Source organism: Enterobacter cloacae complex sp. SYL001, assembly GCF_049237025.1.
Taxonomy (GTDB): Bacteria; Pseudomonadota; Gammaproteobacteria; order Enterobacterales; family Enterobacteriaceae; genus Enterobacter; species Enterobacter intestinihominis.
In genome coordinates this window covers 13,729-25,845 of the sequence record NZ_JBMKJI010000022.1, presented here as the reverse complement: position 1 = coordinate 25,845, position 12,117 = coordinate 13,729, and the positions used below count along the sequence as shown (strand labels likewise).

At 54.6% G+C, this 12,117-nt stretch carries 11 protein-coding genes; 7 read left to right on the top strand and 4 right to left on the bottom strand.

Going from position 1 to position 12,117, the window contains the following annotated elements; all coding sequences use genetic code 11:
- Positions 1-36 precede the first annotated feature (36 nt).
- The gene (locus ACOTZP_RS17820) at positions 37-588 is read right to left on the bottom strand and encodes an NAD(P)H nitroreductase (RefSeq protein ID WP_022647795.1); all 552 of its coding nucleotides are present in this window, start codon (positions 586-588) and stop codon (positions 37-39) included.
- A 167-nt stretch (positions 589-755) separates the two neighbouring features.
- On the opposite strand from ACOTZP_RS17820, the gene sppA reads away from it, so the two are divergent.
- The 4 genes from sppA (at position 756) to ACOTZP_RS17800 (ending at position 5,809) form a co-directional block, all read left to right on the top strand.
- Positions 756-2,612, top strand: a complete 1,857-nt coding sequence (gene sppA / locus ACOTZP_RS17815; RefSeq protein WP_271074602.1) for a signal peptide peptidase SppA — start codon at positions 756-758, stop codon at positions 2,610-2,612.
- Positions 2,613-2,674: 62 nt separating this feature from the next.
- A complete protein-coding gene (gene ansA, locus ACOTZP_RS17810; protein ID WP_023305945.1) occupies positions 2,675-3,691 on the top strand; it encodes an asparaginase in 1,017 nt (338 codons plus the stop codon).
- Between the two features lie 9 nt (positions 3,692-3,700).
- The gene (pncA, locus tag ACOTZP_RS17805) at positions 3,701-4,342 is read left to right on the top strand and encodes a bifunctional nicotinamidase/pyrazinamidase (RefSeq protein WP_271074601.1); all 642 of its coding nucleotides are present in this window, start codon (positions 3,701-3,703) and stop codon (positions 4,340-4,342) included.
- Between the two features lie 213 nt (positions 4,343-4,555).
- The gene (locus ACOTZP_RS17800) at positions 4,556-5,809 is read left to right on the top strand and encodes a glycoside hydrolase family 18 protein (RefSeq protein WP_271074599.1); all 1,254 of its coding nucleotides are present in this window, start codon (positions 4,556-4,558) and stop codon (positions 5,807-5,809) included.
- A gap of 51 nt (positions 5,810-5,860) precedes the next feature.
- On the opposite strand, the gene ACOTZP_RS17795 is transcribed toward ACOTZP_RS17800, so the two are convergent.
- A complete protein-coding gene (locus ACOTZP_RS17795; RefSeq protein WP_271074598.1) occupies positions 5,861-6,133 on the bottom strand; it encodes a YeaC family protein in 273 nt (90 codons plus the stop codon).
- Positions 6,134-6,174: 41 nt separating this feature from the next.
- Positions 6,175-6,588, bottom strand: a complete 414-nt coding sequence (msrB, locus tag ACOTZP_RS17790; RefSeq protein ID WP_022647790.1) for a peptide-methionine (R)-S-oxide reductase MsrB — start codon at positions 6,586-6,588, stop codon at positions 6,175-6,177.
- A 341-nt stretch (positions 6,589-6,929) separates the two neighbouring features.
- Here msrB and gapA point away from each other — a divergent pair, with 341 nt between their 5' ends.
- Positions 6,930-7,925: a glyceraldehyde-3-phosphate dehydrogenase gene (gapA, locus tag ACOTZP_RS17785; protein WP_271074597.1), complete on the top strand. Its 996-nt coding sequence runs from the start codon at positions 6,930-6,932 to the stop codon at positions 7,923-7,925.
- Between the two features lie 74 nt (positions 7,926-7,999).
- Positions 8,000-8,884, top strand: coding sequence for a D-hexose-6-phosphate mutarotase (locus ACOTZP_RS17780; protein WP_063137554.1), 885 nt, complete (start codon positions 8,000-8,002; stop codon positions 8,882-8,884).
- Between the two features lie 66 nt (positions 8,885-8,950).
- Here ACOTZP_RS17780 and ACOTZP_RS17775 read toward each other — a convergent pair whose 3' ends face one another.
- Positions 8,951-9,697: a MipA/OmpV family protein gene (locus ACOTZP_RS17775; RefSeq protein WP_023299885.1), complete on the bottom strand. Its 747-nt coding sequence runs from the start codon at positions 9,695-9,697 to the stop codon at positions 8,951-8,953.
- Between the two features lie 432 nt (positions 9,698-10,129).
- On the opposite strand from ACOTZP_RS17775, the gene yeaG reads away from it, so the two are divergent.
- Positions 10,130-12,064, top strand: coding sequence for a protein kinase YeaG (gene yeaG / locus ACOTZP_RS17770; protein ID WP_006809140.1), 1,935 nt, complete (start codon positions 10,130-10,132; stop codon positions 12,062-12,064).
- The last annotated feature ends 53 nt before the right edge of the window (positions 12,065-12,117 follow it).

Here is a 12,117-nt window from a genome sequence, read left to right as displayed (position 1 = left end):
CGGATGCTCAGAATCCAGACAGTTTAGCGCGTGTAATTAAAAACGGCTGACGAAAGGCGTGGTGTCCGGCACGCTAATGGTGCTGGAGGCTTTAAGCTGCGGGGTGCCGAGATAGAGGAAGCCGACAATTTTATCGTGTTCACCGCAGGAGAAGCCTTCCCGCACGGCGGCGCTCCCGGTCAGCGGCCCGGTACGCCAGATGCCGTTAAAGCCCTGCGCGACGGCGGCCATCTGCATTGCCATTACCGCGCAACCGGCAGACATCTCCTGCTCCCAGACCGGCACTTTATGGTCGGCCTGGCATTTTGCGACTACCGCGATGATCATCGGCGCACGGAAAGGCGCGTTGCGGGCTTTATCAATCCCCTTCTCATCCTGGCCTGCGGCAACCGCCCCCTGCTCCAGCAGCTGGCTGAAGCGGTCTCGCCCTTCGCCTTCAATAATAAAGAAGTGCCACGGCTGCAATGTGCCATGGTCCGGCGCACGCATTCCGGCACGCAGAATGTTTTCCAGCTGCTCGCCGACGGGGGCCGGGTCGGCCAGGCGGGAAGCGCTACGACGGTTAACAAGCAGTTCAAGTGCGTCCATTGGTTAACTCCTTTCGTGAAATTTACTCACAAAATTAACACGACAGCAGAATTTGTTACAGCGTGGCAGGCGATTCCTGCTGACAAGTGGCGGTTGGGTCATTACGATAACCGCACATTACCGTCCTGTGGCGACGGAAACAGTCCTTTTCTGGTTAGGGAGAATACATGCGAACCCTTTGGCGAATCTTTGCCGGTTTCTTTAAATGGACGTGGCGACTGCTCAACTTCGTCCGCAACCTGGTGATGAATATCTTCTTCATCTTCCTGATCCTGGTATGCGCAGGTATCTGGATGCATCTCAGCAGCGCCAGCCATGCGCAGAATTCGACGCGCGGCGCACTACTCCTCGATATCACAGGGGTAATTGTTGATAAGCCATCGACCAGCAATCGTCTGGGCGTGATTGGCCGCCAGCTGTTCGGCGCGACTTCAGACCGCCTGCAGGAAAACTCCCTGTTTGATATCGTCGACACGATCCGTCAGGCCAAAGACGATCGCAACATTACCGGTATCGTGCTGGATCTGAAAGATTTTGCCGGAGCCGATCAGCCTTCGATGCAGTACATCGGGAAAGCGCTGCGGGAATTCCGCGACAGCGGTAAACCGGTCATTGCCGTCGGCGACAGCTACACCCAGGGGCAATATTATCTGGCGAGCTTTGCTAACAAAATCTGGCTCTCTCCGCAGGGCACGGTCGATCTGCATGGCTTCGCCACAAATGGTCTGTACTACAAATCGCTGCTCGACAAGCTGAAGGTCACTACCCACGTCTTCCGCGTCGGGACCTATAAATCTGCCGTGGAGCCGTTTATCCGTGATGATATGTCCCCTGCCGCCCGTGAAGCGGACAGCCGCTGGATTGGCGAGCTGTGGCAGAACTATCTCGGCACCATTGCCGCTAACCGTCAAATGACCGCTGAGCAGGTCTTCCCGGGCGCGCGCGGTGTGCTGGAGGGCCTGCGCAAAGTGGACGGCGATACAGCAAAATACGCGCTTGATAACAAACTGGTCGATCGGCTGGGTTCCAGTGCTGAAATCGAAAAAGCGCTGACCAAACAGTTCGGCTGGAGTAAAGAGGACAAGAACTACAGCGCCATCAGCATGTATGACTACGCCGCGAAAAAGCCGGATGACAGCGGTGACAGCATCGCCGTGGTGTTTGCTAACGGGGCCATTATGGACGGTGAAGAAACGCCGGGGAACGTCGGCGGGGACACCACCGCGTCGCAGATCCGCGATGCGCGTCTGGATCCGAAAGTGAAGGCGATTGTCCTGCGGGTGAACAGCCCTGGCGGCAGTGTCAGCGCCTCCGAGGTGATCCGTGCTGAGCTGGCCGCCGCGCGTGCCGCGGGCAAGCCGGTCGTGGTCTCGATGGGGGGCATGGCGGCTTCAGGGGGGTACTGGATCTCGACGCCAGCCAACTACATTGTGGCTAACCCAAGCACGCTGACCGGCTCGATTGGCATCTTCGGCGTGATCAACACCGTAGAGAACAGCCTGGATTATCTCGGCGTTCATACCGACGGCGTTTCCACCTCGCCGCTGGCGGATGTGTCCGTGACTAAATCTCTGCCGCCTGAGGTGTCCGAGATGATGCAGCTCAGCATTGAGAGTGGCTATAAGCGCTTCATCACGCTGGTGGCGGATTCCCGTAAAAAAACGCCAGACCAGATTGACCAGATCGCGCAGGGCCACGTCTGGACCGGCCAGGATGCGAAGAGCAACGGTCTGGTAGACAGCCTGGGTGACTTCGACGATGCCGTGAAGAAAGCGGCGGAACTGGCGAAGCTCAAGCAGTGGCACGTTGACTATTATCAGGACGAACCGACGTTCTTCGATATGGTCATGGACAGCATGTCCGGCTCCGTCCGCGCCATGCTACCGGAAGCGCTTCAGGCGTATCTGCCGGCGCCGGTGGCGACGGCGGCTAAAGCCATGAAAGCGGAGAGCGATAAGCTCGCGACTTTCAACGATCCGCAAAGCCGTTACGCGTTTTGCCTGACCTGTGCGAACGTGCGTTAAAAACCGTCCCCTCTTCCCGTGAAGAGGGGATTTTTTCTTTTGAAGAACAAGAACTCATTACCATGCAGAAGAAATCAATTTATGTCGCCTATACCGGCGGTACCATCGGTATGCAGCGCTCAGAAAATGGCTATATCCCGGTTTCTGGCCACTTGCAGCGCCAGCTGGCGCTGATGCCTGAATTCCACCGTCCGGAAATGCCGGACTTTACCATCCACGAATATGAGCCGCTGATGGACTCCTCCGACATGACGCCGGAAGACTGGCAGCATATTGCGGACGATATTAAAGCCCATTACGACCAGTACGACGGCTTCGTGATCCTGCACGGCACCGACACCATGGCGTTCACCGCCTCGGCGCTCTCCTTCATGCTGGAGAACCTGGGCAAGCCCGTCATCGTGACCGGTTCGCAGATCCCGCTGGCGGAACTGCGTTCAGACGGGCAGATCAACCTGCTTAACTCCCTGTACGTGGCCGCTAATTACCCGATCAACGAGGTAACGCTGTTCTTCAACAACCGACTGTACCGCGGGAACCGTACCACTAAAGCGCACGCTGACGGCTTTGACGCGTTTGCCTCACCTAACCTGCAACCGCTGCTGGAAGCGGGGATCCATATCCGTCGTCTGGGCACGCCGCCCGCGCCAAATACTGCAGGCGAGCTGATCGTTCACCCGATCACCCCGCAGCCGATTGGCGTGGTGACGATTTATCCGGGTATTTCCGCCGACGTGGTGCGCAACTTCCTGCGCCAGCCGGTGAAGGCGCTGATCCTGCGCTCCTATGGCGTGGGTAACGCCCCGCAGAACGGTGAGTTCCTGAAAGAGTTGCAGGAGGCGAGCGATCGCGGGATTGTGGTGGTGAACCTCACTCAGTGTATGTCCGGTAAGGTCAATATGGGCGGCTACGCCACCGGCAACGCCCTGGCGCACGCTGGCGTGATCAGTGGTTTCGATATGACCGTTGAGGCAACGCTGACTAAACTTCACTATTTACTGAGTCAGGATCTGGATATTGATTCCATTCGCCGCGCCATGATGCAAAACCTGCGCGGTGAACTGACGCCGGACGAATAAGGAGTTCCCATGAAGCAACGCGCCCTGTTACTGGTTGATTTGCAAAATGATTTCTGTGCGGGCGGTGCGCTGGCCGTCGCGGAAGGCGACAGCACCGTAGACGTCGCGAATTCGTTGATTGAGTGGTGTAAGGCTCGTGGTGAAGCGGTGGTGGCGAGTCAGGACTGGCATCCGGCAAACCACGGCAGCTTTGCCAGCCAGCACAACGTTGAGCCTTACAGCCAGGGCGAACTGGACGGACTGGCGCAAACCTTCTGGCCCGATCACTGCGTGCAGCAGACGGAAGGCGCTAAGCTGCATCCGCTGCTGAACCAGAAGGCCATCGACGCGGTGTTCCACAAAGGTGAAAACCCAACCATCGACAGCTACAGCGCATTCTTCGATAACGGTCACCGCCAGAAGACGGCGCTTGACGCATGGTTTCGCCATCATGAGATCACCGAGCTGATTGTGCTGGGCCTGGCGACGGATTACTGCGTGAAGTTCACCGTGCTGGATGCGCTCCAGCTGGGCTATACCGTGAATGTCATTACCGACGGCTGTCGCGGGGTGAATATTCAGCCGCATGACAGCGCCCAGGCGTTTATGGATATGGCCGCAGAAGGCGCAACGCTGTATACGCTGGCTGACTGGATGGAGACGCAGGCGTAAGCTTTTTTAGCCGTGTGGCGGCTTCGCCTTACCCGGCGGTTTTGTAGGCCGGGTAAGCATCAGCGCCACCCGGCAAAACCCCCTCCCCGATCTCCCATAAAGTGAACTCCCTCGCATCACAAGCGAAGCGGCGATGGTATTCTCTTCAGGCTGTTTTTTCGCCACGCCTTTTCTGTGGCGTGGTTATTTTTATTCAGTCAAAGAGGAACTTATATGAAACGTTTGCCCTTGCTGGCAGCATTACCCTTGCTTTGCGCGTCACTGGCTTCCGCCGCGCCCCTGATGTCCGTGGGCTACTTCAATGGCGGTGGCGATGTTACCGCCGGACCGGGTGGCGATATCAATAAACTCGATGTCCGCCAGATCACACACCTCAACTACTCGTTTGGTCTGGTCTATAACAACGAGAAAGACGAGACCAACCCTGCACTGAAAGATCCGGCAAAACTGCATCAAATCTGGTTATCACCCAAGGTGGCATCCGACCTGGCGTTACTTCCTCAGCTTCGTAAACAAAACCCGAATTTAAAAGTGCTGCTTTCCGTTGGCGGCTGGGGCGCACGTGGTTTTTCTGGCGCAGCGGCTACCAAAGAGAGCCGCGCGGTGTTTATTCGCTCCGCGCAGCAGATCGTCAGTCAATACGGCCTGGACGGGATCGATCTCGACTGGGAGTTCCCGGTCAACGGCGCGTGGGGACTGGTCGAGAGCACCCCAGCCGACAGGGATAATTTCACCGCGCTGTTAAAAGAGATGCGTGACGCGTTTGGTAAGAAAAAACTGGTCACGATTGCGGTGGGCGCAAATGCAGAAAGTCCGAAAAGCTGGGTGGATGTGAAGGCCATTGCCCCCCTGCTTGATTACATCAACCTGATGACCTACGACATGGCGTACGGGACGCAGTATTTTAACGCGAATCTGTATGACTCCAGCGCCTGGCCAACGGTGGCTGCCGCAGACAAATACAGCGTTGATTTTGTGGTGAATAACTATCTGGCCGCCGGCCTTAAGCCGCAGCAAATGAACCTCGGAATCGGTTTTTACGGTCGTGTACCGAAGCGCGCCGTTGAACCGGGTATCGACTGGAGTAAACCGGACGCGCAAAACAATCCGGTCACCCAGCCCTACTTCGGGCCGCAGGAACTGGGCCTGTTCAAATCGCTTGGCTATGACCTGACCAAAGATACCTACGTGAAATACAACGATATCGTCCGTAAACTGCTAAACGATCCGCAGAAACGCTTTACCGAGCACTGGGACGAACAGGCGAAGGTGCCGTGGCTGTCGGTAAAATCCGCCGACGGGAACGCGCTGTTTGCGATCTCCTATGAGAACCCGCGTTCCGTGGCGATTAAAGCCGATTATATCAAGGAGAAAGGTCTCGCCGGGGCGATGTTCTGGGAGTATGGCGCGGATGACAACAACCAGTTAGCGAAGCAGCTGGCGGAGTCGCTTGGGATCCCGCACTAAGGTGTAGTGTGCCGGGTGGCGGCTTCGCCTTACCCGGCCTACATGGGAGATTTATTTGAAGGTTGCAATCGGCTTCGGCGTGATGCCGAAGTCTTCTTTCAGTTCGCGCTTACTTTTCATCACCATCTGACCGTTAGTGTCGATGGTCATGTGCTGGGCGTTGATATTGTGACGCGCCTGCCACAGCATCACCAGCTGCAAGCTGTTCTCTTTTTGCTCAGATGTGAGCGCCACACCGTCCGGCCATTTTCCCAGCTCAACGGCCGTCACCAGGCGCTGATAAACCTCCGGGGTCATGCCTGCAATCATGTCATCAATATTCACGATCTCTCCCTTTCAAAGGAATAATTTGCTGAATCGTTTTTTCAACCCTTGGTCTGGTCGCCGTTTTCGTCATCGGTAAAGCTCATCGAAGCCGAATTTACGCAGAAACGCTCCCCCGTCGGCTGCGGGCCATCCGGGAAGACATGCCCGAGATGGGCGTCGCAATTCCCACAACGAATTTCGGTGCGCACCATGCCGTGCGAGGAGTCCGTCAGATAGCGGATCGCATCATCGCTGACAGGCTCGTAAAAGCTTGGCCAGCCGCAGCCAGAATCGTACTTAGTCTGGGAGTTAAACAGCGGTGCATCACACACCAGGCAATGGTAGACGCCTTCCCGTTTATTGTGCAGCAAACGCCCGGTAAACGGCGGTTCCGTGCCGTGATTTTGCGTTACGTAAAACTGCATCTCTGTAAGGTTTTTTTTCAAATCGTCGGGGTTATGTTGGTTCGACATATGCTTACATCTCGCTGTTGAAACAGACATCTTTTAACCCAGATTCTAACAAAACATTAACACCCGCGCGTGCACTTTTGATCTAAACTTATGTGTCGCGAAAAGGCGGTCAGGCAATTGTGATCAATTTCACATTTTAATCCTGCGAGGCCTTTAAAATTCCGGGCGCAGCCCCCATGTGGTTGCTAGCTCAAAGGGAAAGTGAGGCGAGTCAGTCGCACAAACGTTAGTCACAGGATTGATTTGTCGCAATGATTGACACGATTCCGCTTGACGCTGCGTAAGGTTTTTGTAATTTTACAGGCAACCTTTTATTCACTAACAAATAGCTGGTGGAATATATGACTATCAAAGTAGGTATCAACGGTTTTGGCCGTATCGGCCGTATTGTTTTCCGTGCTGCTCAGAAACGTTCTGACATCGAAATCGTTGGTATCAACGATCTCCTGGACGCTGAATACATGGCGTACATGCTGAAGTACGACTCAACTCACGGTCGTTTCGACGGCACCGTTGAAGTGAAAGACGGCCACCTGGTTGTTAACGGCAAAACCATCCGCGTTACTGCTGAGAAAGACCCAGCTAACCTGAAATGGAACGAAATCGGTGTTGACGTTGTAGCTGAAGCTACCGGTATCTTCCTGACCGACGAAACTGCACGTAAACACATCACTGCGGGTGCGAAGAAAGTTGTTCTGACTGGTCCTTCCAAAGACAACACCCCAATGTTCGTTCGCGGTGCAAACTTCGAAACTTACGCTGGCCAGGACATCGTTTCCAACGCATCCTGCACCACCAACTGCCTGGCACCGCTGGCTAAAGTTATCAACGACAACTTCGGCATCATCGAAGGTCTGATGACTACCGTTCACGCTACCACCGCTACTCAGAAAACCGTTGATGGCCCGTCTCACAAAGACTGGCGCGGCGGCCGTGGCGCGGCTCAGAACATCATCCCATCTTCTACCGGTGCTGCTAAAGCAGTAGGTAAAGTACTGCCAGAACTGAATGGCAAACTGACTGGTATGGCGTTCCGCGTTCCAACTCCTAACGTATCCGTTGTTGACCTGACCGTTCGTCTGGAAAAAGCTGCTTCTTACGAAGAAATTAAGAAAGCAATCAAAGCTGCTTCCGAAGGCCCAATGAAAGGCGTTCTGGGTTACACCGAAGACGACGTTGTTTCTACCGATTTCAACGGCGAAGTGTGCACTTCCATGTTCGATGCTAAAGCAGGTATCGCACTGAACGACAACTTCGTGAAACTGGTTTCCTGGTACGACAACGAAACTGGCTACTCTAACAAAGTACTGGACCTGATCGCTCACATCTCCAAATAAGTTGAGATGAGTGCTTGATCCTAAAAGGCGACTTCGGTCGCCTTTTTTATTGTTTTTAGACAGAGGATTGCTTAATGATTAATAAAATTTTTGCACTTCCGGTAGTCGAACAACTTACCCCTGTGCTCTCCCGCCGTCAGATTGACGGCGCCGATATCATCGTCGTCGATCATCCGCGCGTTAAAGCCTCCGTAGCGCTCAATGGCGCCCACCTGCTCTCCTGGAAACCAGAAGGCGAAGAAGAAGGCCTGTGGCTGAGCGAGGCCACCTCGTTCAAAAAAGGGGCGGCGATCCGTGGCGGCGTACCGATCTGCTGGCCATGGTTTGGTCCGTCAGCGCAGCAGGGATTGCCGTCTCACGGTTTCGCCCGTAACCAGCAGTGGACGCTGAAAGCCCACAACGAAGATGATAACGGTGCGGTGTTGACCTTTGAACTTCAGGCAAATGATGAAACGCGCGCCCTGTGGCCACATGAATTCACCCTCTATGCCCGCTTCAAGCTGGGTAAAACCTGCGAGATTGAACTGGAAGCGCACGGCGTATTCGAAACAACGTCCGCCCTGCACACCTATTTCAACGTAGGCGACATTCAGGCCGTTAAGGTGAGCGGACTTGGCGATACCTTTATCGACAAAGTGGACAACGCGAAAGAAGGCAGGCTGGACGACGGCGTTCAGAGCTTCCCGGACCGTACCGACCGCGTGTATCTGCACCCGGAAGCCTGTAGCGTCATCCACGACAGCGCGTTGAACCGCGGCATTGACGTGGTTCACCACCACCATAGCAACGTGGTGGGCTGGAACCCGGGCCCTGCCCTTTCCGTCAGCATGGCAGATATCCCGGATGACGGTTACAAGACCTTCGTGTGTGTGGAAACCGCGTGCGTGACCGCCCCGCAGAAAACCAGCGAAGAAAAACCGTCCCGCTTAGGCCAGACGATCAAGATTGTGAAGCGCTAATATTTATCAGGCACCATAAAAAACAAACGGGGCGCAAGCGCCCCGTTTTAATACATCACGTTCTGGTCAGAACTTGTAGGTCACACCCACGGAGAAGATGCCGGACCAGGACTTGTCGACCATCGGACTGTCCTTCACTTCGTCGCTCAGACGGGTATAACGGCCAGTACCGTACACGTTCCAGTCACCGAGGAAGTTATACGAGGCGGTGAGTTCCAGGTACGGATCCCAGCCATCATCAGCGCTGTAGCTCTTCAGACCACTGCGGCGAGACTCAGCCTTAGACACGCCATAGTAGTAGTCATTGTAATTCTCGCTGCTGTACTGCACACCGATACCCGGCGTCAGGGTCACCGCGCCGTTGGTATAGCGATAAAGCCACGCCAGATCCCAGATGAAGCCATTGCTGTTGTCCAGGGTATCGCCCGCCAGCGCCGTGCGCAGGAAGCCATACTGGGTGTTATGCACATATGAAAGCCCCGCCATCAGCGAGCTTCTGCGCTTGTCCAGCTGACGAAGCGCATTGCTGTCGCTGTCGCCTGGTTTAAAGTACGTTGGGTCGTAATAGGCCATGATGGAGAGCTTATCGGCCGTATCGTTCCACAGATAGTAGCCGCCGCCCAATCCACGGAACCAGAAGTTATCGCCTTCATAGGTGACAACGGGGACAGGATAAACGTCGCGGTCATACTGCTTGTACGGGCTGTTGATCACGCCAGCACCCGCGCCAACAGTCCACTGGCTCTCAGCCTGTACGGTGCTCGCTGCGGTAGCGGCAAGGATGCCCAATGCCAGAAGTTTGAGTTTGGTCACAATCCATTCTTTCCTGTAGTCAAATAATCAGCGGGTGAAGTGTAACCGCCATTCCCGTACATCCCAAAATTTTTTGCGCGCGAATCCATTTGATTAACCCGTTATTTTTCATTTTTCAGATGACATCCCGCTTTCATTTATGTGACCGATAAATGAAAAACCCCCTTTTCGCTTATAATCGCAGTGGAAATTTTTGGATGAGTTATTGATATGTCATTGAAAGTAGATTTTATCCGTATGCAAGTTTTGCAATTGCCATCTACGCTTTAATTTAAGAAGAGGTTTTGCTGAACACCCTGCGGTTCATAGCCTTCGACCTGGCACACAGGTTGCTGCTCTGGCAGTGAGGTGCGAAAGATTCTCTTCCGGGAGCCTCCACTACTCATACGAACGGCTCTTATCCTGTGCTAAAAAACGAAAGGACGGCATGCCATGAATATATTCGATCACTATCGCCAGCGCTACGAAGCTGCCAAGGACGAAGAGTTCACACTGCAGGAGTTTCTTACCATTTGTCGGCAAGATCGCAGTGCCTATGCCAATGCGGCAGAACGGCTATTGATGGCTATCGGTGAGCCAAACATGGTTGATACTGCCCTGGAGCCACGGCTTTCCCGTCTTTTTTCGAATCGGGTAGTCGCCCGATACCCGGCGTTTGAAGAGTTCTATGGTATGGAAGATGCCATTGAGCAGATCGTCTCCTACCTGAAGCATGCCGCTCAGGGGCTGGAAGAGAAGAAACAGATCCTTTACCTGCTGGGTCCCGTCGGCGGGGGTAAATCCTCCCTGGCTGAACGGCTGAAAGCGCTGATGCAGCGCGTGCCGATCTATGTGCTGAGCGCCAACGGCGAGCGCAGCCCGGTCAATGACCATCCGCTGTGCCTGTTTAATCCGCAAGAGGATGCGCAAATTCTGGAAAAAGAGTTTGGCATTCCGCATCGCTATCTCGGTACGATCATGTCGCCGTGGGCGGCAAAACGCCTGCACGAGTTTGGTGGGGACATCACCAAATTCCGCGTCGTGAAAGTGTGGCCGTCTATCCTCGAGCAGATCGCCATTGCTAAAACTGAACCCGGTGACGAGAACAACCAGGACATCTCGGCGCTGGTGGGTAAAGTCGACATCCGTAAGCTGGAACATCACGCGCAAAACGACCCGGATGCCTATGGCTATTCCGGTGCGCTGTGCCGCGCCAACCAGGGGATTATGGAATTCGTCGAGATGTTTAAAGCACCGATCAAAGTGCTGCATCCGCTGCTGACCGCCACCCAGGAGGGGAACTACAACGGGACGGAAGGTATTTCCGCCCTGCCGTTTAACGGGATTATCCTCGCCCACTCGAACGAATCTGAATGGGTGACCTTCCGTAACAACAAAAACAATGAGGCGTTCCTTGACCGCGTGTACATCGTCAAAGTGCCTTATTGCCTGCGGATCTCCGAGGAGATCAAGATTTACGAAAAACTGCTCAACCACAGTGAGCTGGTCCATGCCCCTTGCGCACCGGGAACGCTGGAAACGCTGTCGCGCTTCTCGATTCTGTCGCGCCTGAAAGAGCCGGAAAACTCCAGCATTTACTCCAAAATGCGCGTGTATGACGGCGAAAGCCTGAAGGATACCGACCCGAAAGCCAAATCGTACCAGGAATACCGCGATTACGCCGGGGTCGACGAAGGGATGAACGGTTTGTCGACGCGTTTCGCGTTTAAGATCCTCTCCCGCGTCTTTAACTTCGACCACGCGGAGGTGGCCGCCAACCCGGTTCATCTGTTCTACGTGCTGGAACAGCAAATTGAACGTGAACAGTTCCCACAGGAGCAGGCTGAACGCTACCTGGAGTTCCTGAAAGGCTACCTGATCCCGAAATACGCCGAGTTTATCGGCAAAGAGATCCAGACCGCCTACCTGGAATCCTATTCCGAATACGGCCAGAACATTTTCGATCGGTACGTCACCTACGCTGACTTCTGGATCCAGGATCAGGAGTACCGCGACCCGGATACCGGCCAGCTGTTTGACCGTGAATCCCTGAACGCAGAGCTGGAAAAAATTGAGAAACCGGCCGGGATCAGCAACCCGAAAGACTTCCGAAACGAGATTGTGAACTTCGTGCTGCGCGCCAGAGCGCATAACAACGGCCGTAATCCAAACTGGACCAGCTACGAAAAACTGCGCACGGTTATAGAGAAGAAAATGTTCTCTAACACGGAAGAGCTGTTGCCGGTTATCTCGTTCAACGCCAAAACCTCAACCGACGAGCAGAAAAAGCACGACGATTTTGTCGACCGTATGATGGAAAAAGGCTATACGCGCAAACAGGTCCGCCTGCTTTGTGAATGGTATCTGCGCGTGCGTAAATCGTCTTAAAACAAGTGCCCGGTAACGCGCTTACCGGGCCAACAAAATGTCCGGCACTTACG